The 24517-nt window shown below is 41.1% G+C and carries 19 protein-coding genes and 1 pseudogene; 10 read left to right on the top strand and 10 right to left on the bottom strand.

Annotated features, from left to right (window positions below):
- Positions 1-266: 266 nt before the first annotated feature.
- The 3 genes from V6C71_09795 (at position 267) to V6C71_09785 (ending at position 2154) form a co-directional block, all read left to right on the top strand.
- Positions 267-776 carry an inorganic diphosphatase gene (locus tag V6C71_09795; protein HEY9768774.1) on the top strand — a complete coding sequence of 170 codons (510 nt, stop codon included), beginning with the start codon at positions 267-269 and terminating at the stop codon, positions 774-776.
- A 127-nt stretch (positions 777-903) separates the two neighbouring features.
- A complete protein-coding gene (locus V6C71_09790; protein HEY9768773.1) occupies positions 904-1260 on the top strand; it encodes an NAD(P)H-quinone oxidoreductase subunit M in 357 nt (118 codons plus the stop codon).
- 414 nt (positions 1261-1674) lie between these two features.
- Entirely contained in the window at positions 1675-2154 is a 480-nt protein-coding gene (locus V6C71_09785) for a sterol desaturase family protein (GenBank protein ID HEY9768772.1), read from the top strand.
- Between the two features lie 33 nt (positions 2155-2187).
- Here the strand turns inward: V6C71_09785 and mtnA are convergent, their stop codons facing one another.
- The 4 genes and pseudogenes from mtnA to V6C71_09765 form a co-directional block, all read right to left on the bottom strand.
- Positions 2188-3246: an S-methyl-5-thioribose-1-phosphate isomerase gene (mtnA, locus tag V6C71_09780; protein ID HEY9768771.1), complete on the bottom strand. Its 1059-nt coding sequence runs from the start codon at positions 3244-3246 to the stop codon at positions 2188-2190.
- A gap of 79 nt (positions 3247-3325) precedes the next feature.
- A complete protein-coding gene (locus tag V6C71_09775) occupies positions 3326-3532 on the bottom strand; it encodes a hypothetical protein (GenBank protein ID HEY9768770.1) in 207 nt (68 codons plus the stop codon).
- 45 nt (positions 3533-3577) lie between these two features.
- Positions 3578-3874: a TetR/AcrR family transcriptional regulator gene (locus tag V6C71_09770; protein ID HEY9768769.1), complete on the bottom strand. Its 297-nt coding sequence runs from the start codon at positions 3872-3874 to the stop codon at positions 3578-3580.
- Positions 3840-4473: pseudogene (locus V6C71_09765) on the bottom strand (IS1 family transposase). Before V6C71_09765 ends, V6C71_09770 begins: the two are co-directional and overlap by 35 nt.
- Before the next feature lie 634 nt (positions 4474-5107).
- On the opposite strand from V6C71_09765, the gene V6C71_09760 reads away from it, so the two are divergent.
- Both V6C71_09760 and V6C71_09755 read left to right on the top strand, forming a co-directional pair.
- Positions 5108-6199 carry an AI-2E family transporter gene (locus tag V6C71_09760; protein HEY9768768.1) on the top strand — a complete coding sequence of 364 codons (1092 nt, stop codon included), beginning with the start codon at positions 5108-5110 and terminating at the stop codon, positions 6197-6199.
- 34 nt (positions 6200-6233) lie between these two features.
- Entirely contained in the window at positions 6234-7439 is a 1206-nt protein-coding gene (locus V6C71_09755; GenBank protein ID HEY9768767.1) for a homocysteine biosynthesis protein, read from the top strand.
- A 144-nt stretch (positions 7440-7583) separates the two neighbouring features.
- Here V6C71_09755 and V6C71_09750 read toward each other — a convergent pair whose 3' ends face one another.
- On the bottom strand, positions 7584-8396 hold the full coding sequence (locus V6C71_09750; protein HEY9768766.1) for a hypothetical protein: 813 nt from the start codon (positions 8394-8396) through the stop codon (positions 7584-7586).
- A gap of 277 nt (positions 8397-8673) precedes the next feature.
- Between V6C71_09750 and V6C71_09745 the strand changes: the two genes are divergently transcribed.
- The 3 genes from V6C71_09745 to V6C71_09735 all read left to right on the top strand — a co-directional run bounded on the left by V6C71_09745 (position 8674) and on the right by V6C71_09735 (position 10712).
- Positions 8674-9537, top strand: a complete 864-nt coding sequence (locus V6C71_09745; GenBank protein HEY9768765.1) for a tetratricopeptide repeat protein — start codon at positions 8674-8676, stop codon at positions 9535-9537.
- A 24-nt stretch (positions 9538-9561) separates the two neighbouring features.
- Positions 9562-10200 carry a lysophospholipid acyltransferase family protein gene (locus V6C71_09740; protein ID HEY9768764.1) on the top strand — a complete coding sequence of 213 codons (639 nt, stop codon included), beginning with the start codon at positions 9562-9564 and terminating at the stop codon, positions 10198-10200.
- A 65-nt stretch (positions 10201-10265) separates the two neighbouring features.
- A complete protein-coding gene (locus V6C71_09735) occupies positions 10266-10712 on the top strand; it encodes an SRPBCC family protein (protein HEY9768763.1) in 447 nt (148 codons plus the stop codon).
- Between the two features lie 253 nt (positions 10713-10965).
- Here V6C71_09735 and V6C71_09730 read toward each other — a convergent pair whose 3' ends face one another.
- Positions 10966-13239, bottom strand: coding sequence for a putative PEP-binding protein (locus V6C71_09730; protein ID HEY9768762.1), 2274 nt, complete (start codon positions 13237-13239; stop codon positions 10966-10968).
- A 4-nt stretch (positions 13240-13243) separates the two neighbouring features.
- Positions 13244-14155, bottom strand: a complete 912-nt coding sequence (locus V6C71_09725) for a ParA family protein (GenBank protein ID HEY9768761.1) — start codon at positions 14153-14155, stop codon at positions 13244-13246.
- Between the two features lie 194 nt (positions 14156-14349).
- Here V6C71_09725 and V6C71_09720 point away from each other — a divergent pair, with 194 nt between their 5' ends.
- Entirely contained in the window at positions 14350-16971 is a 2622-nt protein-coding gene (locus tag V6C71_09720; GenBank protein HEY9768760.1) for a chloride channel protein, read from the top strand.
- Between the two features lie 766 nt (positions 16972-17737).
- On the opposite strand, the gene aroA is transcribed toward V6C71_09720, so the two are convergent.
- The 3 genes from aroA to ribBA all read right to left on the bottom strand — a co-directional run bounded on the left by aroA (position 17738) and on the right by ribBA (position 21524).
- Entirely contained in the window at positions 17738-19081 is a 1344-nt protein-coding gene (gene aroA / locus V6C71_09715; protein HEY9768759.1) for a 3-phosphoshikimate 1-carboxyvinyltransferase, read from the bottom strand.
- Between the two features lie 121 nt (positions 19082-19202).
- A complete protein-coding gene (locus tag V6C71_09710) occupies positions 19203-19781 on the bottom strand; it encodes a Crp/Fnr family transcriptional regulator (GenBank protein ID HEY9768758.1) in 579 nt (192 codons plus the stop codon).
- A gap of 63 nt (positions 19782-19844) precedes the next feature.
- Positions 19845-21524: a bifunctional 3,4-dihydroxy-2-butanone-4-phosphate synthase/GTP cyclohydrolase II gene (gene ribBA / locus V6C71_09705; GenBank protein HEY9768757.1), complete on the bottom strand. Its 1680-nt coding sequence runs from the start codon at positions 21522-21524 to the stop codon at positions 19845-19847.
- Positions 21525-21920: 396 nt separating this feature from the next.
- Here ribBA and V6C71_09700 point away from each other — a divergent pair, with 396 nt between their 5' ends.
- Positions 21921-24500 (top strand): DUF3536 domain-containing protein, encoded by a 2580-nt coding sequence (locus V6C71_09700; GenBank protein HEY9768756.1) that lies wholly within the window; start codon positions 21921-21923, stop codon positions 24498-24500.
- Positions 24501-24517 lie beyond the last annotated feature (17 nt).

Here is a 24517-nt window from a genome sequence, read left to right as displayed (position 1 = left end):
CCCAGAAATTTTTTATGCACTTTGATTTTTAACAGCTAGAAATTTGTAACAAGCAAGAAACACAAGTAACCGATGCTAATTAAAGCCAATTGAGGATAATTAAGTAATCAATTGGATCGAGATTTGGTTTCCCAATCAGGTAGAATGCTTCAGGGCGGTTTTATTAGGTCTAACAAGACTTAGATTAATCACTAACCTGAGAAGATTTTAACTTCTGAACCTAAATCATCGTTGTAAATTCACTAGTTTAGTATTCGGAGAATTTTATGGACTTATCTCTTATACCTGCACAACCTGAACCTGGTGTAATTAATGTTTTAATTGAAATTCCTGGCGGAAGTAAAAACAAATATGAATTCGATAAAGACATGAACGCCTTTGCTTTAGATCGCGTCTTGTTTGCCTCAGTAAAATATCCTTATGACTATGGATTTGTACCTAATACTTTGGCTGATGATGGCGATCCATTAGACGGAATGGTAATTATGGATGAACCGACTTTTCCTGGATGCGTGATTGCGGCTCGACCTATTGGAATGTTAGAAATGATCGACGGTGGCGATCGCGATGAGAAAATTCTTTGCGTCCCCGCCGAAGACCCGCGTTACAATGAGGTCAAGTCTCTTAAAGATCTTGCTCCCCATCGCCTAGAAGAGATTGCCGAATTTTTTAGAACTTATAAAAATCTTGAAAAAAAAGTAACTGAAATTCAAGGCTGGAAAGATGTAGATGCGGTTACGCCTTTGGTTGAAGAGTGCATCAAAGCCTATAAATAGCCTATAAATAATTAGGATAGTTATATTTGTTAGGTTTAGATCGACATGACTAGGGCGATGAACGAATCGCCCCTACGTAAAACATTCTCTCAAAATGCTCTGGTAAATTAATTCCTAAAATATTAGTATGCTCGTCAAATCAACTACTCGTCACGTTCGCTTATATAGTGCAGAAGTCAAGGACAATGAGTTAATTCCTAGTGATAATGTCTTGACTTTAGACATTGACCCAGACAATGAGTTTAACTGGAGTGAAGATACACTACAAAAGGTCTATGGTAAATTTGATGAACTGGTAGAACAGAACAATGGTGAAGATTTAAATGAATATAATCTGCGCCGTATTGGGTCAGATCTAGAGCATTTTATTCGCTCTTTATTACTTAAGGGTGAGATCAGCTATAACTTAAACGCTAGAGTTCGCAATTACAGTATGGGACTACCACGTATGGAAAGCCCTGATACTGAAGGTAAATATCGTTAGTTTACGGCTTTGATCGTGCTCCAATCTCATCGATAATTTATCGCTCTAAAACCTGAGAATTGGAGTAACTACTCATTGATTGGCTGAATTTGGGGAAACATTTCCTTGAGAATTGTCAGATTGACCAACGGTCACAGCAGCGCGAAGTTGCGTTGCCCGTGCATGACTCGCCCTAAAGGATTAGCTCCTTACGTCGCGTCCTGCGCGTCGCGAACTTCTAATCCTTTAGGACGCGGAGCGGTATCTTTTAGGACGGCGGAGTAATCTGTGACTTCTGCATCATTTCATCAAGACAATTTTTTGGTATCTCAAAATCAGATATTTGAAGCAAAAAATTTTGATCCTTACCCATTAAGTAATGCTTTGTGAAGTAAACTCAACAAAGTTAACTTAATGACGACAGACTAAAACACTATGCAATCAGTTGGTTGTTTCATATTTGCTTTTATTTTTGGCAGCTTTTTGGAATACTGGGTTCACCGTTTTATGCACATTTACCCCAAATTTGGCAACGGCATTACAGCTCATTATGGTCATCATCGCAGCAATACATCCAAAGGATTTTTGGAGGATTTTCTAGATTTCAGTCTAGTATCTTTATTAGTCTTACCAGCTTTTTTAATTTCTGTATCCTTCGGGACGATTATGGTATTGGGTACAGTCGCCTTCGCTGCTTTTGCCTCTTACGCCCATCAAATACAGCACAACAATCCACATAAATGCTTTTGGATGAAGATGCCCATTCATTACGTTCATCACAAAAACAAGCAATGGGACAGTAATTTTGGTTTAGCTATTGATTGGTGGGATCGGGTATTTGGAACTTATAAACCTGTCAACTGGCTTAATGAAGAGCAATCAAATGTAGCAAAAACAACGTATTTAGCCAAGTAATTAGTTTATTTAATCTTAGGCAAATTTATAACTTCAAGCTACAGCACTGCGATGAGCAATTAAAAAGCTAGGTTCAATTACACCTTTTTCGGTAATAATGCCGCTGATTAAATTGGCAGGAGTAACATCAAAAGCAGGGTTATAAAATTCTACTCCTTCAGCACAGATCGCAGTGTTGCCAATCTTAGCTATTTCTGTCGCATCTCGTTCTTCGATGGGAATTTGACTACCGTGAGCTAGATTGAAATCAATGGTAGAAAAAGGCGCAGCAACATAAAAAGGAACTTTGTGCGCCTGAGCGGCGATCGCCAAAGCATAAGTGCCAATTTTGTTCGCCGCATCTCCATTGCTGGCAATGCGATCTGCGCCTACCACTACCAAATCGACCATGTTTTGCTGCATACAATGAGCAGCCATGCTGTCGGTAATTACAGTTACAGGGATATTCTCCTGAACGCACTCCCAAGCAGTTAACCTTGCCCCCTGTAAACGAGGACGAGTTTCATCAGCATATACTCTTTCTAAACGCTTCTCACGCCAAGCAGAGCGAACTACCCCTAATGCAGTACCATAGCCTGCCGTCGCTAATGAACCTGCATTGCAATGCGTCAGAATCCTGAGTTTTTGGGGTGTGGTTGGCAACACGCTCAAACCATAATCGCCGATCGCCTGACAAGTTGCCAAATCTTCTGCCTGGATCTCTTGGGCAGTTTCAAGTAGAATACTTTTAATTTCGGCAATGGTGCCAATCTCTTCATGTGCCATTTTCAGCATTCGCGCGATCGCCCAGAATAAATTAACCGCCGTAGGGCGAGTTTGTCGTAACAAATTAGCAACCTGTTCTAAATGCTTGAGAAAAAGAGTGCGATCGCTGGTTTCGATTTCGGTTGCACCTAAATACATTCCATAAGCTGCTGCTACTCCAATAGCTGGCGCACCCCTAACAATCATGGTTTTAATTGCCTGTGCCATGTCTAAGCTACGGTCAATCACAACATAGCTATATTCTCCTGGTAGACGAGTTTGATCGATAAGCAATACTTGGTTGTCTTGCCAAACTACAGGATAAATTTGATTTGAATTTGAATTCATAAAAGCTTTGCTAACAGTTTAATTAGTTTTTATATATTATATTGCTTCAATTAAAGCATGAAGCATTACTGCAAAACTCTCATCTGTAGAGCGAGGTAACGTTAACATTCGCGACTGTTAATTCGGCAATAAAACCGACAATTGCCGAATTAACCATTCGCATGATGTCGATCGATTTGGTTTGGCTTAAGACTTGAGAATTCCCAAAAACTTGGAAAAAACTTGGTGATTCTTGGATAATCGAAGCTGACTCAGGATCGTCGGGCTGTAGTTGAAACTGCATCATTACTTGAAATAGCCCTGGATGCGATCGCCAAGCGGAGGCGGAGCCTCATCGCGCAAATTCACGACTAGCAAATCCACCAGCCTTTAATAAAGCAAGAGGTTCTTTTATATTTGCAGTTTTCTGCCTTAATTGAGCGAAATAAAGTTTATATATCGCTAATGCCACCGCTTTCTTTAATTGTGCATTTCCTTGAAGATGTTTATAGATAGCAGGAGGTTTAATACCCAATTTCTTAGCTACGCGGTTAACGCCAAGGGCAGATGCTCCTTTCTCAATACAGGCGATCGCAGCTTCAATTACGTTTTTTCTAGTTAAGGAGTTTTCTTTGTTTGGACGACCCATTATCAATGTAGTAATGTATAAAATACCAAATAGCCCCGATCTGATTTTCAATCTTTTTGGAGAATGATCGAGTTTTTCGGACTAATCGAGAAACTCTTGGGCGTAAAGTACAATTGAACCTTTCAAGATCATTAGTTTTGCCTGTTTCTTTCCCGAACGCTCGATGGCGTTTTGAAGGAATTAGTGTTTTGTAAGCGTACCAGAAGTCACGCTTGGCAAACAGCTCACTGTCGATAGACTGGAGGTAAGGACTTCCATAGTTTTCTCGCTTCATTTCTGCTGCGATGGCGCGGAGCGCACCAGCAAAGCTGATCGCTAATATAAACACCTACAATTTCTCGGGTTTGAGCATCTTTAGCCAACCAAACCCAATGTTTGTTGCCTTTGTTAGTCACAAATAACCAAATTTCAGCACACTCAATTGCTAATTTGCCTTTTTTTTGGCTTTTGCTCTAGTTGACCGAGGAACTGAGGCATATTTATCATTGACTTACCCTTCCAGCCATGGCTGTCAAACGTCTGTAACTGGCGCCAATTCCTGTCAATGGAATCTTCTCCAATAAAAGCTGGTCAATTAAATCCTTCGTCGATTGGCTTATTACCTAAATTCTCAAGAATTAGACCGAGTAACTTTACGTGCAATTATTAGGCAAGCTGATTTAACTGTAGAGGAATTTATCCAGCTTTTGAGATAAGTTTGCTAAGAATTAACATTAAACGCTTAATTTATAGTGATTTTACTTAAAGCTTGTCGGCAAACTTAACGAAAATTACCAACACCCGAATTGATCACCAATTAATAAATCTCATTCAAGTTGTTCTATTGAGATTTAAGAGACTGTTAAAGTTATCTATACTAATTACTCAAATTCTGGTGCAGTTTAATGAATACTCAAGCCGATTTTATACTTAAAATATTATTATTCTCTACAGGGCTGTCGTTGCTCATCAAATATGGAGGACAGTATTTACTTCTTCAACCTACGACAAGCACTGTATTAACTATCGTATTAACACCGTCTTTAACGTTTGGATTAGTTTTAGGCTGGCGATACTATAGATAAATTACAAAATGTATTGCGTCAACATGAGATACTAAAGCAATAGTAGCGAGTAACGAGAACAAATTTCGTAAATTAATAATCAATAAAATAAAACACCGAAAATAATAAAGCAGGTTAACCTATAGAGCAGCTTTGTTCCTAGTCTTCCTCCTCAAAGGAGTTGCGAAAGGTGAATTTTGGTACTTGGATTGGTCTAATTGTTTTCTTCATTTCTCTGTATATCTTATGGCAAATTAAACAGATATTGCTATTACTATTCACGGCGATTGTTTTAGCAACTTCTTTGAATATTTTGGTCAAAAGTTTTCAAAAACGGGGGATAAAACGGATCGATGCAGTATTTTTGTCAATGTTCTCACTGATTGCTGTAATGATTGGCTGTATGTGGATTATCGTTCCGCCTTTTATCGATCAGTTTCAAGCTTTAGGAGAATTAGTTCCTTTGGGAATTGAAAGATTAAATAGCTGGATAGATTTATTATCCGAACGCCTCGATCCTAGAGTAATTAGTTTTTTGCCAGATACTGATGAATTAAATCGGCAGTTACAGCCATTAGTGAAGCAGTTTTTAGGTGGCGGATTAACAATTTTTTACAATTCTCTAGGAGTTTTGTTAGGTACATTGTTGTTGCTAGCAATTACCCTGATGCTGTTGGTCGATCCCAATCCATATCGCAAGGGATTTACACGCTTGTTTCCTGCCTTTTATCGTCGTCGAGTCGAAGAAATATTAGATCTTTGCACTGAGGGACTTGAAGGCTGGTTAGTGGGAATTTTATTTAATATGGTAGTGATTACCGTTTTAAGCTTTATCGGACTACTCATTTTAGGAATTCCCCTAGCTTTGTCTCAAGCAATGCTGGCAGGGGTGATGACTTTTATTCCTAATTTAGGTCCTACCTTGAGTGTACTTTCTCCTATGGCGATCGCTTTAATTGAAGCTCCTTGGAAAACTGTAGCAGTCTTAATACTTTATATAATTATTCAACAGGTCGAAAGCAATATTTTAACTCCGATAGTTATGGCACAGCAGGTATCTTTGCTTCCTGCGATCACGCTTGTGTCTCAATTATTTTTTGCTACTTTTTTTGGTTTTCTGGGTTTGTTTCTGTCTTTACCCCTAACAGTAGTCGGTCAGATTTGGTTTAAAGAAGTAATTATTAAGGATGTTTTAGATAATTGGAATTATTCTATTGCGGCAAATCGTCGTATAGAAGAGCCAATTAAGATAGAAGAAGTGGCAAAAGCCGAAGAAAAGTAGCAAGTAACGATGGATGTTCGATGAATAAATAACTATGCGGACGATCGCCGAAATCAACGATAAAATCATTCGTAATCAAGCTGTTGCCTGGACAGTAGAAGAGGTTAAAGCCAAAGTTGCCCAGCTTGGGGTAACTAAGGTAGCTAAACAAGTAGATGTTGTTACCACTGGAACATTTGAGCCAATGGAGTCTTCAGGGGCAATTATCAACCTGGGACATACCGATCCACCGATTAAGATTCGTCAGTGCTGGCTAGATGGCATAGCTGCCTATGCAGCTTTCGGTGCTGTAGATCTTTACTTAGGAGCAACGGCAACAGCCGATTATAACCTACAGGAAACCGATCCTAGTCTACGCGAAGGTATCGGCACAGAAAAAGGCGGTGGTCATGTTATTGAAGACTTGATTGCCGGTAAATCAGTTCAACTTAAGGCGATTGGGCAAAAAACCGATTGCTATCCTCGTGCGATTTGGGAAAATACTATTACCAAAGACAAAATCAATCAATTTTACTTATTTAACCCCCGTAATCTTTACCAAAACTTTATTGTGGGAGTTAACGGAGGCGATCGCACTTTATATACTTATTTGGGAACTTTACAACCTAGATTGGGCAACGCGGTTTATTCCAATCCTGGGGCAATTTCCCCTTTGCTCAACGATCCAGACTTAGCCTCGGTAGGCATTGGCAGCAAAATCTTTTTGGGAGGTGGGATAGGCTATATTGCCTGGGAAGGAACACAACATTTCCCACTGCAAAAACGCTTACCCAATCGCACTCCTATCGGTCCTGCTGCTACGGTAGCGTTAATTGGCGATGCTAAACAGATGGATGCTGACTGGGTGCGAGGATGCTACTTCAAAAATTATGGTCCTTCTCTCATGCTTGGGGTAGGGATAGCTTTGCCAGTAACCAAAGAAGAGGTAATCCAAAATTGCTCTGTGGTAGACCAGAATATTGTTGCTCCTGTAATTGATTTTTCAATTCCCCGCCGAGTTCGCCCTACTTTTGGCTTGGTCAGCTACGAACAGCTACAAAAAGGCTATGTAATTATTGATGGTAAGTCCGTCAGAGTTGCTCCCCTAGCCAGCAAATATCGTTCACTCAAAGTAGCGCAAGAGTTAAAAAAATGGATTGAAACAGGCAAGTTTACCTTGACCGAACCAGTCGCGCCTCTGTCTAGCGATCGCGCTTTTATGCCTCAAGACACTAATAGGTCAATAATTTCTTTAGAATGAGGTGGCTTTTGAGTGGTCAGCTGACCAACAGACATATCAAGCGGGCGAGGAAACTTCGCCCGTCTTGTCCTCCTCAAAACGCGTCTTGCAAGAGTATTCTTACTTCTTCAGCCGCCTTAACTGCCCGCTTTTAACTCTTGATTTCTATTCACTCTTCTTTTTCTTAGGTAAAATCGGTCGAGCAGTAGGACTAGATTTATTGCTTCGAGCCGACTTTAGCTGAATTTTTTTCGGATCTTTCTTAAATTTAGGCTTACGTTTGGTAGCAAAACCGAGATCCGTTCCTTCCTCAATAATTAAATCTTCACCTTCGAGGCGAACTTTTAAATCCCAAAAACGTCTTAAAGGTTTTTCGCCGAGAACTCCTTGTAACTTTAGTTTGAAGAACTTAGGCTTCTCTCCTTCCTTACGAGGAAATTGCTTAATTTTGACAATGATAATTTTTTCTTCGGTCGAGTAAAAAATTACTTCCCCTCGAATTGAGAAATAACCGTGATCTGTTTTCTCACCTAAGATCTCTTCTGCATCAGAATCTTGACTTAAAGTCTCTGGTTCCCATACCCCGACAATTTGAGCATGAAGACGATCTTCGTGCATTTTGGTTCTAGGATATACTACCCACAGGTGTTCTTGTTCTAGGTCGAGATGGTTTTTAATTAAGCTGATAATACGACCCAGCAAAACCGCTTCTATTTCTGCTCCATCAGTAGTTAATAAAGTGCCTTGAGTCATCTGTTCGGCACTTTGCTGATATTTAGCTTGAATTAAGCCTATAGCGCGATATTGTCGTGGATGAGAAGGAGGTGGAATTGGTTGCTTTCTTTCTGGGGTAGGCTGGGATTGGGGGTTAGATGAGACAGAATCTTGAAATTGGTTAGACATGGTCGATTCAGCCGATTGATAGACAGCAGTGGAAGGTTGTTGGGGTGGTTTAGAATTATATTGAACCGAATTCATATAGAGATTTGATAGCGCAAACGTTATTAGCGATGCAGCGCGATGAAGGCTTGCTTCTTAGAGCGACTGCATCAAGAAGATGTAAGAGAGATCAAACTATAAGAGAGATCATATTTTATACTCTCATGTAATTTAAAATAACCAGTAGTTTTTATATGTCTAAACAAAGCTTGAGCAGTTGGCTTTCGAGTTTAGAATAAACAATACTGGAGCAAGTATGCTGAGCATAGCAAACAAATCAAGTATAATCTGCCGATTCTAATTTGGTGATAAGAGCATGAATAAAAAGCGCAGTCGTTGGATTTATCTAGTTTTGGGAATAATGTTATTTTCCCTAATAACTGTTTCGGCTCTTCCTTTAGTGGGTAGCGTGGTTGAGGGACAACAATTTACCCAAAATGTCAATAATGAGGTAATTACACTTTCACAACAAGAATTAACTAAGCTCGAAGCCGAAGCTTCTGGTTATCAAAAAGTTTTGGAACGTGAGCCTGATAACAATACTGCATTAAACGGTCTGCTAAAAATTAGATTACAGCAAAAAGATCTGCCGAACACGATCGCACCTTTATCAAAATTAGCGCAACTTCATCCAGAGCAAACAGAATATAAGATTCTATTGGCTCAGGCAAAACAACAAATTGAAGATTATGAAGGAGCAGCAGCAGCTTATAATGAGGTTCTAGCCGAACATCCTGGAGATATTTATGCTTTAGGTGGTATTACTAATTTGTATTTAATTCAAGAGCTACCAGAAAGAGCGATCGCGCTGCTCAAAAAGACCATTAAGCTAGCTACCCAAGATAATAGTCCTAGTGCTGCCTCGATTAATCAAGAAGCCGTAGAACTACTACTAGGAGAACTATACGCCAACCAAAAACGATATCAAGAGGCGATCGCTCTCTACGATCAATTAGCCGCAGCAGATCGAGATGATTTTCGCCCTATCCTAGCTAAAGCTCTTGTTTTGGAGAAAAAAGGAGATTTAATCGCAGCTCAACCAATTCTTGAAAAAGCTTACGTAGCTGCACCAGAAGAATACAAAGACCAAATTGGCAATGAAATGGAACGACTGGTTCAAGGCATTAAAGCAGCTAAGAAGATCGAAGGAGCGAAACAGCAGGATATAGTAAAGGATTGACGAGTTATTTATTGAGCTAGGTTTGTGGAAGGGAAACGAGAGTCATTTGCTGCTTGGGCAGCGTATCATCTTTTGAAGTGGTCGGTAGTTAGCCCCGCACTACATACTTATTTTCGGATTAAGATCTACGGGGCGGAAAAAGTACCTCAGTCGGGGGGATTAATCGCTGTTAGCAACCATGCTAGCTATTTCGATCCGCCCATTTTATCTAACTGTGTTGGTCGTCCTCTGGCGTTTATGGCAAAAGAGGAGTTGTTTAAAATTCCTGTTCTTAAGCAGGGGATCAAGCTTTATGGAGCATATCCTGTTAAACGTAGTACGGGCGATCGCGCAGCTCTCCGCGCAGCAATGACAGCTTTAGAGTCAGGTTGGGTAGCAGCGGTTTTTTTACAAGGGACTCGTTCGCTTGATGCTCAGATTACCGAGCCTAAATTGGGTGCAGCCTGGATTGCAGCTAAGGCTCAAGTGCCTCTATTACCTGTTAGTCTTTGGGGCACAGAAAAAATTATTGCTAAAGATTTATCTTTTCCTCAACCCGTGCCGTTAACAGTTCGTATTGGCGATGTAATCGCACCTCCGTCTTCGACTAAAAAAGAAGATTTACAGGCTGTAACCGAACAGTGTGCGAGGGTAATTAATTCTCTACACGATTTAGGACGGTGAAAAGCTTTGCGCAACAATAATCTGACCAAATTTTAATTCTTGACCCCAACTTACATTTTTAGCTAATGCTGAATTTTAGATATTCTAGTTTAATTAATGCACCTGTAGAGACAGTCTGGCAGTTTCATGAACGTCCCGATCTTCTTAATCTGCTGACTCCTCCCTGGCAGCCAGTAAAAATTATTCGCCGTCAAGGAGGTTTGGGTGTGGGGGCAAAGTCCGAATTTCGTTTGTCTCTGGCAGGGATTCCTGTGCGCTGGATTGCTACTCATATTGAATGTGTGCCTAATTCCCTCTTTGTCGATGAACAAACAGATGGACCAATGGAATCTTGGGTACATCGTCATGAATTTATGTCAGAAGAAGGCAAGACTAGATTAACCGATGCGATCGCCTATGAAATTCCCGGAGGATTCTTGGCGGAATTGATCTTGGGCTGGTGGGTAGATGCTCGACTCCAAGATATGTTTCGTTATCGTCATCAAGTAACTAAAACTAATTGCCAGACATAAGATTATGGCGTTGCTGATTCAAGGTATACCATATCCGAAGGGAATCCGCGATTGCCCTAAAGGATATGCGGAGCGGTATGCTTTAGCACTAGCCCTAAAGGATTAGCCCTAAAGGATTAGCCCTAAAGGATTAGCTCCTTACGTCGCGTCCTCCTTACGTCGCGTCCTCCTTACGTCGCGTCCTTCGCGTCGCAAATCATGCACGGGCATATAGCTATTAGCCATTAGCTGTAAGCTATTAGCTTTTGACTTCTTACTCCTTACTCCTTACTCGCTCTAAAAGTATTCGTCTTTCAGCACGCGCGATCGCGCTATAAGTCCTGCCTACTGCCTGTGGTTCAACGGAAATAGTATCAACTCCCCACTGAATTAACTTGTCGATCAGACTGGGATGTTCGACTGGTGCTTGACCACAAATACAGCACTCCATATTATGGGCTTTAGCAGTTTTAATAATTTTAGCGATCGCTTTTTGCATGGCGGGATGATTGGCGTTTAAACCGCGATCGCTAAACTGACTCTGTTCTCGATCCACTCCTAAAAGCAGTTGAGTCAAATCGTTAGTCCCGATCGCAATACCTTTAACCCCTGCACGCGCATATTCAGATAACAACATAAGCACAGAAGGTACTTCAGCCATGATCCAAACTTGAAATGAATTTTGAGCAGTCAAACCAATATTTTCGATACGGCGATCGCAAAACTTGAATTCTTCAACGCTGCGAACAAAAGGTAAAATTAAATTTAGATTAGCATAACCTTCGGCTGTAACCGTCTTTAAAGCTTCTAGCTCGAGATCGAATAAAGTAGGATCGCTCAAATAGCCGTAAGTGCCTCTACTCCTTGAAACTGGATTAAGTGAGTCTTCAGCGTAGCGATCGAGAGAGCGATAAAATACAGGACGTGGGGTAAACGCTGCGGTAAACTGACGCAACAAATTAGTTAGGGTGGCAACAAACTCCCTCTGGAAAGACTGCTGCCAATGAGCAAAAGTTTGACTAGCTAGTAGCTCGGCTAACATTAATTCCGAGCGTAATAGTCCGACTCCATCTATAGGTAGGTTCGACACAGAAGCAATACTTTCTGGTTGAGAAAGGTTCACCATTAATTTAGTGGCAATGGGATAAGTGGGGGAAAGTATGGAGCGGTTAAAAGATTGATGGGAACTTAATTGCTGATGCTTTTGGGCGGGATAGACGTTGCCATCATCACCATTAAGCAATACTGTGGCTGTGTTCTGGAGAATTTCAGTCGCGTTTGTAACATTAACCACAGCAGGAATATTTAGTTCTCTGGCTACTATGGCACCATGGCTAGTTTTGCCACCAATTTCGGTAATGATGCCCCCTACCTGCTTAATCAAAGATATGTGCTGAGGGTTAATTACTTTAGTTACTAAGATTGAGCCAGCTGGAATTGGCTGGTGGTGAGCGTCAAAATCTTTGACTACTGTTACTTGTGACTGTACCTTGCCCGAAGAAACTGCAACACCAGTTAACAAAGGTAGAACTGGTAATGATGGAGCTAAAGCAGCTATATTTTCAGTTGCTGGAGCAGAAGAAATTAAATAATCGTTGAATCGAGTAAAGTAAAAATGAGGTGTTGCGGTAAAGTGTGACTTAAATGCAGTCCAAGCTAAATATTTTATTTGTGGCTGTTTTTCAATAATATCCTGAGTTAACTCAAGCAAAAGCGCGATCGCTTCAGAATCTAATACGTAAGTCTCGGCTAAGTTTTCCTCAGGAATATAGGCTTCTAGACAATCGACTGATGGCTGGTTCAAATCTATGGATTTTGGTCGATAAGCATAGTTTTTATTACCCAAGTGTTGCGATAAAACATACCCAGTATGGCGATCGACGTAATATCGATCTGGTTCAGCATCTGCCTGAAGCAAACTTTGTTCCAAACCCCAATTAGCTTTGATTGCCACACTTTCTTGACTTACCTCAACAATGCCTGAAGCGTAGGCAGCTTTTAAAGGTCTAACCAAAATAGATAAATTAACTAGATCGCTAGTTAAGCCTAATTTTTGCCAATATAACAGACTGTTGGCGGTAAATAATTCTGACCAAACTAGCTTAATTGCTCTCGATAAAGCTTCTAGAGTATTATTACAGGTGTGCGATCGCCATAAACTGCTAATCCAGCGGTGTTGACCATAGGGAGTAGTAATAAACGGTTCGAGAATTAAGCTATCAGAATTTAGCTGCCGTGCAGCCTGATATATTTCTGCTTGCCAGGTTTGATTTAATAAAGCTTGATTGATAATCTGACGACTACTTCTGGCGACTGACTGTAAAGTTTGATAGTCGTTGACTGATTTTGTCAGATAGTTGTGGGAATTTACTGCTGACAATTCAGCCTTTAAATCAGCTAAAAACTGCTGTAATAAATTATTGCCTAACACAAACCCAGGTAAAATTGGACACTCGTGTTGAAGTAATTGGCTGAGAATAAATAATTTATCCCCAACCAAAAATTGTTCTGAGTACTGGATTTGCGAAAGCCAATAAATATAGTTCACTGTTTTAAGTCACAGCAACTAATTCTTTACTGACTAAACTTTTAGCTAGCAATTCATCGCTTAACTTCATAAATGCTTTTGACCCTCCAGAATTAGGCATTGCTATAGATACAGGCGTAAACAGATCGACTGCTTTGGCAACATTAACGTCCATTGGAATTGACTGATTAAATAACTGTTCGGGAACAAAGTCATCTTCTACTCGCTTCATTACTTGCTTATAATATCTACCCATTAGCCCACCAGCCGAGAGAATAAATACAATGCCTAGTAAGTTGACATCTAAAGGCTGAGTCTCGGCATGGCTTTTTCTGAGTTTGGCAATTCTTCTTTCTAATAGTTGAATTCCTACCAAAGAAAGTGGTTCAGGACGAGCAGGTAAGAGATAAAAATTACTAGCAGCAATACCGCTACGAGTTAACAAATTATACCCAGGGGCGCAGTCTAAGATAATAAAGTCATAGTTATCTAACACTGGTTCTAAAATTCGCTTGATTAATATCCTTTCAAAATTATCCCAAACTTTTTGAAACTCTTGTTCCTCGCTTTCCATTGCCTGTTGATGCAACATTTCTGAGACTTGATACTCATCATAAAGCTCAATGTCTCCTGGAAGTAATTCTAAACCATCTATTCCACAGATATTAGGCACAATAATATCGTTAATATCTAACTTGCTCCAGGGATTAGGATTAATGACATTATCAAGTAGATAGCTAAGGGTATGTTTTCTCTTACGTAACTTAGCGAAATCATGGGGCGAAATTAAACTCAAGGTTGCGCTGATTTGTGAATCCAAATCTAAAACCAAGACACGTTTGTTGTGTCTTTTGGCTAAACAGGTAGCCAGATTAACAGTCAGAGTAGTTTTACCTACTCCACCTTTCATGTTGACGGTGCTGATAATAGTTCCCATGTTTAAAATTCCTAATTGTCCTTGTTAACGTTAGTGCGTCATTCTAGATTGTGGCAATAATAAATCAGCATATTTTCTAAAGTTTTTTTAACTGATTGAAATAAGCTGAAGTTAATCGGTCACACGAGCGATCGATTCTGTAGCAGTTTTAGGCTAAAAATGATAATTTTAAAGTCCAAACTCGATCTAGGAGAATGAAAAAACTGCTCGCCAACTGGCGCACATCTTCATGGCTAGCCAGTAGTTCACTTGATACTCGTTATGCTCTGATCGAAGCTTGTTTAATAGGACTATTATCCGCTTTGGCTGCGGTACTGCTGAAGCAGGGGATTAGCTGGCTAGGAGGATGGCGGGTTCAGACGGCAAATATCGCTGGGGAAAAGCTAGTTTTACCTTTAATGGGTTTAATTATGGGTACTCTGGCAGGTGGAGTAATTGAGCTTTTAGCGCCTTCGGCAGCAGGTGGCGGTATTCCTCAGGTTAAGGCAGCTTTAGCTAAATATCCGATTGTCTTAAATCTTCGCACCGCTTTAGTCAAAACTTTAGCAACTATTTTAGTTGTTGGGGCAGGTTTTACCGTCGGTCGTCGTGGTCCGACAGTACATATTGGAGCAGCTTTGGGAGCGCAGGTAAGTCGTTGGATCCCTAACTCGCCGACTAATCGTCGTCAAATGATTGCAGCAGGGGCAGCAGCGGGTTTAGCAGCAGGCTTTAATACTCCTATTGCAGGAGTGCTATTTGTTGTCGAAGAATTGATGCGGGATATTTCTGGCTTGACTCTAGAAACGGCGATCGCCGCCTCATTTACGGGGGCGGTTATCTCTCGCATCCTGGGAACTAACCAGATTAATCTTTCTCTAGAGGTAATTGATTCGGCTCCTCAAAGTAGCTTTGCTATTTCGGAAATTCCGTTTTATCTGGTGCTGGGTATTTTAGCGGGAATATTGGGCGGAATTTTTAATCGTTCCATTATTGAGGGAATGAAATTTAGTCGTAGCTTACCTTTACCCATACCGCTCCGTATTGGTGTGGCAGGATTGATTTCGGGAACGGTCATCGCTTGGCTACCACCTTTTTTCCAAGACAACGCGGGGCTGAGAGAACTATTAATTGCTGGACAGTTTTCTTGGCAAACTACTGCGGTAGTATTTATAGCTCAATTTTGCCTAACGATTCTGGCATATAGTGCGGGTGCGCCAGGCGGTTTGTTTGCTCCTGCTTTGGTATTAGGCTCTGCTTTGGGATACTTAGTCGGGATTGGGGAGGTAGCTTTAATTAGTTCAGAATCTCCCTATACTTTTGCTTTGGCAGGAATGGGTGCTTTTTTTACCGCAGTGGTTAGAGTTCCCATCACAGCAATTGTGATTGTTTTTGAGATGACGGCAGATTTTAATTTAGTTTTGCCTCTAATGATTGCCTGTGCGATCGCTTATATTATTGCCGAAAGCGTTTCTCCAGGTTCTTTATACGAGCATTTGCTCGAAGCTAGCGGGATTGAACTAACAGAAGAAAAGCCGCACCATGACTTTATGGCAAAGTTGACGGCAGATGATGTCATGCAGTCACTAGTAGAAACCCTGCCCAGCAACCTCCCCTTACCAGAGTTAGTTAAAGCCATGTCGCGATCGCATCACCGTGGTTTTCCTGTAGTCGAAGATGGCAAGCTGGTAGGAATTATTACTCAGTCGGATATTCCCCAAGACACTAAACTGACGAATACTGTCTTGGTCAAAGATATTATGACTCCTCAGCCAATTTCAGTCTCTCCTGAGACTTCTTTAGCAGACGTTTTATACTTGCTAAATCGTTATCAGCTATCTCGTTTGCCCGTTACCGAAGGCTCTAAACTATTAGGAATTATTACCCACAGCGATATTATTAAAGCTGAAGCAAAACAGTTAAATGGTGAGCATCAGCCCAAAGCCAGGTTTGAACCTTCTTATGTCGTGTATCAAAGTCGTTCCCCCGCTACGGGAAAAGGACGCATTTTATTGCCTCTGGCTAATCCAGAACATACCACTGCTTTATTAGAAATAGCGAGGGCGATCGCGCTTTATCATCAGTATGAAATTGAATGTCTGCGAATTATTTGTGTCCCCAATCATGTCTATCCTGCCCAAGCTCAGGTAGAAACTGATTCTGAGCGTCAATTTATGCAGCGGCTAGAAAACTGGGGCAAAGCCTCAGCGATCGCAATTCATACTCAAATCCGTGTGGCAACCGATGTTAGCGAAGCGATTTTGGAAACTATTGCCAAAGAGCATATCGATTTGCTGCTGATGGGTTGGAAAGGCAATAATTCTAGTTTGGAGTCAATTTTTGGCAACATTGTCGATTCTTTGATCCAACAGGCTCCCTGCGATCTGATGCTGGTTAAACTCGGTTCGGCTGCTTATGCGTTTCCCCGCGAGCTTCGTCTACGACACAAATGGTTAATTCCGACTACGGGTGGCGATCGCATTAAAAAATTGTTGACTTTTTTACCTGCTTTGGCTGGTTTAAGTAATATTCCGCCAAAAATACAGCTCTGCCAGGTATCAGAACCCGATAAATTGCCACATTTTACCCCTGATTTTACCCAAGCTGCCGAGCTGCTCAATAATGCCATGAGTTCCCCGATTATGCCGCTGCTGATTCCTGCTTATTCGGTATCACAAGCCATTATCGAATTGACCCAGCGTCGAAAATATGGCTTGGTAGTTTTAGGTGCGAGCAACGAAGGACTATTGCAAAATGTGGTTCGAGGCAATATACCAGAAGCGATCGCCCATTATGCCAACAGCACCGTAATTATTTTTCGTAGTTCAGCAAAATAAAGTGATCCCTAATACAGACAATTATTAGCGATTGGCAGAAGATGTTAACGGGTTAAATGAAAACGTAAACAATATCCCCATTTCTTTAACATTTACTTTCTAAAAGTGACAGTGATTAAGGCTCAATAGTTAAGGTTTCTTGATATATATGTTGCGTACTTTGACAATTATCTCAGATCTCTAAAATCTTATTTATATTGGGGATACATCAACAAATTACGTTTTAAATATCTTTTTGTTTAATTAAATTACGGTAAATAACAATCATGAATATCAATAATTCTTGCCCATGCTGCTCAGAATCAATGCTGCTCCACTTAAACAGCCGTTATAGCTATTGGTTTTGCTCTCATTGCAGATTAGAAATGTCCAATTCCGATTCCCAGGCTAGCGATCGCAAACGTAAAGTTGCATTCAATTCAGCTTCTCTAAAATCTGAACGGTCAGTAGTTGCTGTTTAAAAAAAGTTTAAACTACTTAAGCTACTTTAAATTATTGTTTTTACTCTAATGTGTGGTAAAAATTTGGAGTAAGTACCTTAGTATCTAAGTATCGGTTAATGAAAAAGATACTAAAAAATATTTTCACAGCTAAATATTTTAGCTGAATAAATAAGGCGTTTGAAGTTAAAAATTGCTAGTCAAGTTGATGGTTTCTTTAAATATTTAATCTACAAAAGTTAAGCCAATAATTTGACTGACTAAGCGGCGTTGATGAACCAAGGAGTGAGCAAATTCTTGGTTCATCAACCTCAACTAAACTTAGTTTAATTTAAAATCTGCATCAGAGTGCTAACAAAATTAGGATAGGAAATAGAAGCAGCATCAGCGCGATTAATCGTAGTTTGACCAGTAGCATTTAAGGCGGCAATCGCCAGACTCATAGCAATACGATGATCGGTAAAGCTATCTACTTCTGCTCCCGTTAAGTTGTTACCACCCTGGATTTCTAATCCATCGGCAAGTTCAGTAATGTTTGCCCCCATTTTGCCTAATTCAGTCGCCATTACTGCCAGGCGATCGCTTTCTTTCACTCTTAATTCGCCTGCGTCCTTAATTACGGTTTTCCCGCGAGCAAATACAGCAGCCACTGCTAAAATCGGTATTTCATCAATCAAACGAGGAATTAGGTCTCCAGCAATCTCACAGGCTTGAAGCTGACTATATTTTACTCTTAGGTCTGCTACAGGCTCTCCTGCGACAACGCGCTCGTTTTCTCGCGTAATATCTGCTTCCATCATGGCTAAAGCTTCTAAGATTCCGATCCGAGTCGGGTTAACTCCGACGTTGGTAATCAATAGATTCGAGCCAGGAATAATTGCCCCCGCCACTAACCAAAAAGCAGCAGAACTGATATCTCCTGGAACAATTACCTTTTGTCCTCGTAAAGTCGGTTGTCCCGTCAAAGTAACGCTATTGGTGGCAACATCAATGTCTAAAGTTGCGCCAAAAGCCCGCAGCATTCTTTCACTATGGTCGCGAGATAAAGCGGGTTCGGTTACGGTAGTTTTACCGTCTACCATTAAACCTGCTAGTAAGATACAAGATTTGACCTGTGCCGAAGCGATAGGAGAATGATAGTGTATTGGCTTGAGCTGCTGCCCTCTAACCGCCAGGGGAGCAAGAGAATTACCTTTTCTACCCCAGATCTCTGCTCCCATTTGGATTAAAGGTTTGACTACCCGCGACATGGGACGCGATCGCAATGAGCTATCTCCCGTTACCGTAAACAGATGATTAGGATGAGATGCCAACAAGCCCAACATCAAACGTATAGTTGTTCCCGAATTACCTGCATCCAGAATATCCTCAGGTTCTTGTAGATTGCCTAAACCAACTCCTTGTACGATCACCTGTTGAGAATTTAACTCCGATATTTCTGCCCCCATTATCCGAAAACAGGCTGCGGTGCTGCGGGGATCTTCTCCCAATAACAAGCCTTCAATTATGGTTTTTCCTTCGGCTATCGCGCCTAGCATTAAAGCACGATGAGAAATTGACTTGTCTCCTGGGATCGTAATACTTCCTTGGACTGCATTACCTAAACTGCTGGGATTAAGTAATAATTTCTGAGATTCCGCGTCGTCTTGAATACTGACAATAGAAGACATGAGGTAATAAGACAATAATTTCCGTAGCTAATGTTATCAGAATTATCTCTTTAAAGAAATCGGTCGAATCAAGCTCGATAAATTTACAATAGTTTTTAGAAAACTTTTAGAAAGCCCAACATCATATTTCTTGTAGCTTAGAAATTACGAATGTATTGCGATGGGGACGACTGAGAAAGCCTTCTTGTTCTAATTGATTAACAATCTTGGTTACAGTAACTCTGGTTGCGCCAATGATTTCGGCTAAATCTTGATGAGTTAAACGAAGATCGATTAGGTGACCAATTTCAATTTCCTGACCAAATTTATGACCCAGCCAAACTAAAATTCCTCGCAGACGCTGACCTACTTTATCAGAACGAAGAATGTAAAGTATTTCTTCTGTTTGTTGAATATGACGCTGAATTAAATTGGTAATTCGATGGGTTTGATTGATCGGAATACATAATGCTTCAACAGGAGTTAAACATTCAATTTTGTAAGGATAGACGAGGGATAAAGGTTGTCCGATCAGGTCATCTACTCCCCAATATCCTAAAGTGACTGGTGTTCCTTCTTCGGTATAGGTACAAGACTTAACAATCCCTTGTTGCAACAACCAGTAAGAATTAGGTTTCAGGAGAATAAATTCGCCTGAGACAAAAGTTTGACGTTTCAGATTATGATGGAGCTTCTTTGGCGGCAAAGTATTAATAATCATGATTATTTAAGTACCTATAGCGTGAGCAACTGCTCAGGATCATAATCAAAACTAGTGTAGAAATCAATCGTAAACTTTAGCAAAGCTATAAATTGTCTGACTTTCTATCGCATTACACAACGAGGAAGGCTTTTCGACTAAATTGTGATTTTGACGATCTAGCTTAACTTGTAAACCAGACATCGGATCGTCTCCAGGAGCGATTAAAAATTCCAAACGGCTAATTTCTTGCCAATTAGCTAAATCATCTAAAATTTTGACTACTCCAGCTAAATAAGGATGATTGCAGTCTTTAAACCAATTGGCATCAGCTAAATTAGGCTGGTCAAAACCAAGGTGAAAAATCAAACTAGAATTGCTAAAAAGAGCGATCGCGATTGGTCTGGCTTCTTCCTGAACCAAAAAGTTATGCTCTTGAGCCAGGTAGCGAATCTTATCTAGCTTTTCATACTGAACTTCAGGAGATATTGTTCTTTCTTGCCAAGAAATAGCTACGGTGATTAAGTAGGTTTGTAGGAGCAAATGACCCAGCTTTTTCGCTTTGGTAGCTAAATACTCCGAATTATAGTCAGTAGCTTCAATCAGTAACGGTAGGCGATCGACTATTTCTAAGCCGTAGCCTTTTAAACCAGCTATTTTTCGCGGATTATTAGTAATTAAGCGAATCTGTTTAACACACAGATCGTTAAGAATCTGCGCTCCCATGCCGTAATCACGCAAGTCAGCTGCAAAACCCAACCTTTCATTGGCTTCTACCGTGTCTAAGCCCATATCCTGTAAAGTATAGGCCTTGAGCTTATTAACCAGACCAATACCTCTTCCTTCTTGACGAAGATATACGACGACTCCCAAGCCATGAGCTTCGATCATTTTTAACGCTGCCTGTAGCTGCATCCGACAGTCACAGCGCATCGAACCCAAAGCATCTCCCGTTAGACATTCAGAGTGCACCCTCACCAAAGCGGGTTTGGCAGCTAGTTCGCTGGGATCGCCTTTGACAATTGCCAAATGTTCCGTGTTGTCTAGGCTATTGCGATAGGCATAAATTTGAAACTCACCAAACTGACTGGGAAATTTACAAACGGTTTCGCGAGAGACAAAGCGATCGTGCTTTAAACGATAGCTAATTAAATCGGCAATACTAATTAATTTTAAGTCGTGTTCACGGGCATACTTAACTAGTTGAGGTAGTCGCGCCATCGAACCATCGGGATTTTGAATCTCACAAATAACCCCTGCGGGATATAATCCTGCTAAACGAGGTAAATCTACTCCAGCTTCGGTATGTCCTGCGCGTTTCAAAACTCCACCAGTCCTGGCTCGCAGCGGAAAGATATGCCCAGGACGAACCAGATCTTCGGGAATGCTGGCAGGATTAATCGCGACTTGAATAGTCCTGGCGCGATCGTCGGCAGAAATTCCCGTGCTGACTCCTAGCTTGGGAGAAGCATCAATACTAACGGTAAAGGCAGTTTGGTTGCTATCGGTGTTCTTGCTCACCATTAAAGGTAAGTCTAGTGCATCAAGGCGATCGCCCGTCATTGCCAAACAAATCAACCCTCTAGCTTCCACAGCCATAAAGTTAATTATGCTGGGGGTCGCAAACTGAGCCGCACAGATCAAATCCCCCTCATTTTCTCGGTTTTCATCATCTACAACAACTATGGAGCGACCTGCTTTAATTTCAGCTAATGCTGAATCTATAGAGTCGAAATTAATAGAACTACTTCCAGATGTATCCACTATAAAAATTTAGCCATGAGTTAGATTACGAAAAAATTAATCTCGGTTATTAAGTAATTTTAACTTTATTCGCTCTTACTTAGCTTTGATTCTGCTTCCCATCTATAGCTGCACTGCTGGTTTAACCCCGCCAGCAATTTTTTCGCCTTTTTCGAGCTTTATCGAGCTTCAGTTCCCCATCTTTGACCTGCCATATTTTATTTTCTTAAAGTTTGTTGATTTATCTTACAAATCAGTCGATTGAGAATAAACTGAGTTTAAATAAGGTACATGAAGTCGCTACATTTCAGCAAGATTTTGACTACAAATAGGTCGTCCATATTGCCCTTTAATCTATCGGCAGTCTAGTTAATCGTTATCATCTAAGCTAATTTATTCTAGAGAGTATTCTTTTATATGGTTTCTACTGCACCAGTTCCTTCATCTGTAAACACGATAATTAAGACAAAAGTAAAGCACGATCCCCTCAAAACCGCGCAAGGCATATACATTACTGTCCATGGTCACTTTTATCAACCACCGAGAGAGAATCCCTATCTCAACACTATTGAAAGGCAACCCAGTGCGCATCCATATCATGACTGGAATGAACGCATTCATCACGAGTGCTATCGTCCCAACGCTTTTGCTCGTATTTTAAATGACAACCAGGAATTAGTGGGGATCGTTAACAACTTTGAGTATTTAAGTTTTAATATCGGCGCAACCTTAATGTCATGGCTAGAACAATACGATCCCGCCGTTTACCAAAGAATACTAGAGGCCGATCGCATAAGTAGTCAGAGATTGAACGGGCATGGTAACGCGATCGCCCAAGTATATAATCATATTATTCTGCCTCTAGCTAACCAGCAGGATAAAATTACGCAAATTCGCTGGGGAAAAGAAGATTTTCATCATCGTTTTGGACGCGATCCCGAAGGGATGTGGCTGGCGGAAACAGCCGTAGATTATCCTACTTTAGAGGCTTTGATCGCAGAAGACATCAAGTTTATTATTCTCGCGCCTTCCCAAGCCGAAAGATGTCGCCAAATGCCGACGACTAGCAAACCAAAAACGGAATGGCATCAGGTGGGCGGACAGCAAATCGATCCCTCTCGTCCCTATCGCTGTTTTGTAGATGGCAAACGCTATATTGATATTTTCTTTTATGACGGCCCAATCTCTCGCGACATAGGGTTTAATGATGTTTTAGATACCTCTGATAATTTTGCTAATCGATTAAGGCAAGCAGTTAAAGGCGATTCCCGTTGCTCTCAGTTAATTAACGTTGCTACTGATGGTGAAACTTTCGGACATCACAAAGGCGGCACAGAAAAGTGTGTAGCCTATGCCTTGAGTGAACAGTTTGCCAACCATGGTTGGACAGTAACTAACTACGCTCACTATCTCAGTATCTGTCCTCCGACCTGGGAAGTGGAGTTAAAACCCGTTACCGCCTGGAGTTGCGCCCATGGAGTCGCTCGCTGGCAAGATGACTGTGGTTGCGCTGGTGGTGGAGGTTGGCATCAAAAATGGCGTAGACCGCTGCGAGAATCACTGAATTGGCTGCGCGAGCGCCTGATTACGATTTACGAAGAGATAGGCAATAAATTCTTCAGCGATCCCTGGTTAGCTCGTAATGAATATATTCAAGTTTTGAGCGATCGCTCGGCAAATAACGTCAGTAGCTTTTTACAAAGGCATCAGGCAAAAGAATTATCTGCTAACGAAAAGATCGATGCCCTGCGTCTTTTAGAAATGCAGCGTCATGCCCTATTGATGTATACCAGTTGCGGTTGGTTTTTTGAAGAGATTTCTCGTCCAGAAGGAGTGCAAATTCTGCGTTATGCTGCTCGTGCGATGGAATTGGCAGGGGCGGTAGCAGGGGTTCATCTTAAGCAAAAGTTTATCGCTTATTTGGCCCAAGCGCCCAGTAATGTCGCTACCTTTGGTGACGGTAAAAAGATTTTTCAGGAGTTGGTTACCCCTTCCCAAGTTAGTTTACAACAGATAGCTGCTCACTATGCGATTAGCTCTCTGTTCGATAATTATTCTCATCAAGAACGGATCTATTGCTACGAAGTAGAGCAACTAGATTATCAAAAACAGCAGATGGGAACTCTGACTCTTGCTGTAGGACAAATTAAATTGACCTCGGAAATTACCTGGGAAACTAAGCATTTTGTTTTTGCAGTACTGCACTTAGGTGGATGGGATTTTCACTGCTGCATTACAAGTTTTGATGGTCGTTTGGCTTATGCGCAATTGAAGCAACAGTTATTTACCGATATTAAACAAGCTAGCGCAGCCCAAGTTATCTTGACCATGAATCGTTCAATGGGAGAACATTCATTTAATCTACAGCATCTGTTTGCTGAAGAAAGACAAAGGATCGTGCGAGTGTTGACGGCTCAAACCAAAAAACATTTGGATCAGCTTTATACTCAGGTGTATCGCGAGAACTACAGTATGCTAGCAGCTTTTCAAAGAGAAGAAATGCCCGTCCCTCAAGAATTGAAGGTGGCTGCGGAGGTAGCTCTATCTTTTCGCTGTTTAGAAACTGCCAGTAATTTAGAAAAAGCGATTGAAGAACCTGCAATTATCGATAGCTGTCTGGCAGAATTAACTGCTACTGCGACTGAGGCGAACTATCTCGAATGTTGGCTGAACATACCTGAAGTCAAAGTAATTTTAGAACAGACAATTGTGCGTTTATTGTGGCGGTTGCTTTATGACGGTAATCCCCTGACTTTATCAGCCGATGCTGCTCGAATCCAATGCGCGATCGCTGTAGGGAATCAGCTACGCCTCGGCTTGGCACTAGACAAAGCACAGGAGGTATATTTTAACTGTCTGCATCAATACATCTTGCCTAATTGCTTAATCAATCCCCATAGTCGAGATCGCAATAGCTGTCGTTGGGATATTACCCAAATGAAACCTTTACTAGAATTAGGGCAAAGCTTAGCGATTGATGTTAGCAGTTGGAGCTAGAAATTATTCTTTAGGTT

The sequence above is a fragment of the Coleofasciculaceae cyanobacterium genome, from assembly GCA_036703275.1.
In the GTDB taxonomy this organism is placed as follows: Bacteria; Cyanobacteriota; Cyanobacteriia; order Cyanobacteriales; family Xenococcaceae; genus Waterburya.
This window is presented reverse-complemented; position numbering and strand designations above follow the sequence as displayed.

What these genes read in the sequence shown, in the direction of transcription:
- V6C71_09795 (HEY9768774.1), top strand. Translation starts at nt 267, where the DNA reads ATGGACTTATCTCTTATACCTGCACAACCTGAACCTGGTGTAATTAAT.
- V6C71_09790 (HEY9768773.1), top strand. Translation starts at nt 904, where the DNA reads ATGCTCGTCAAATCAACTACTCGTCACGTTCGCTTATATAGTGCAGAA.
- V6C71_09785 (HEY9768772.1), top strand. Translation starts at nt 1,675, where the DNA reads ATGCAATCAGTTGGTTGTTTCATATTTGCTTTTATTTTTGGCAGCTTT.
- mtnA (HEY9768771.1), bottom strand. Translation starts at nt 3,246, where the DNA reads ATGAATTCAAATTCAAATCAAATTTATCCTGTAGTTTGGCAAGACAAC.
- V6C71_09775 (HEY9768770.1), bottom strand. Translation starts at nt 3,532, where the DNA reads ATGATGCAGTTTCAACTACAGCCCGACGATCCTGAGTCAGCTTCGATT.
- V6C71_09770 (HEY9768769.1), bottom strand. Translation starts at nt 3,874, where the DNA reads ATGGGTCGTCCAAACAAAGAAAACTCCTTAACTAGAAAAAACGTAATT.
- V6C71_09755 (HEY9768767.1), top strand. Translation starts at nt 6,234, where the DNA reads ATGCGGACGATCGCCGAAATCAACGATAAAATCATTCGTAATCAAGCT.
- V6C71_09750 (HEY9768766.1), bottom strand. Translation starts at nt 8,396, where the DNA reads ATGAATTCGGTTCAATATAATTCTAAACCACCCCAACAACCTTCCACT.
- V6C71_09745 (HEY9768765.1), top strand. Translation starts at nt 8,674, where the DNA reads ATGAATAAAAAGCGCAGTCGTTGGATTTATCTAGTTTTGGGAATAATG.
- V6C71_09735 (HEY9768763.1), top strand. Translation starts at nt 10,266, where the DNA reads ATGCTGAATTTTAGATATTCTAGTTTAATTAATGCACCTGTAGAGACA.
- V6C71_09725 (HEY9768761.1), bottom strand. Translation starts at nt 14,155, where the DNA reads ATGGGAACTATTATCAGCACCGTCAACATGAAAGGTGGAGTAGGTAAA.
- V6C71_09720 (HEY9768760.1), top strand. Translation starts at nt 14,350, where the DNA reads ATGAAAAAACTGCTCGCCAACTGGCGCACATCTTCATGGCTAGCCAGT.
- aroA (HEY9768759.1), bottom strand. Translation starts at nt 19,081, where the DNA reads ATGTCTTCTATTGTCAGTATTCAAGACGACGCGGAATCTCAGAAATTA.
- V6C71_09710 (HEY9768758.1), bottom strand. Translation starts at nt 19,781, where the DNA reads ATGATTATTAATACTTTGCCGCCAAAGAAGCTCCATCATAATCTGAAA.
- V6C71_09700 (HEY9768756.1), top strand. Translation starts at nt 21,921, where the DNA reads ATGGTTTCTACTGCACCAGTTCCTTCATCTGTAAACACGATAATTAAG.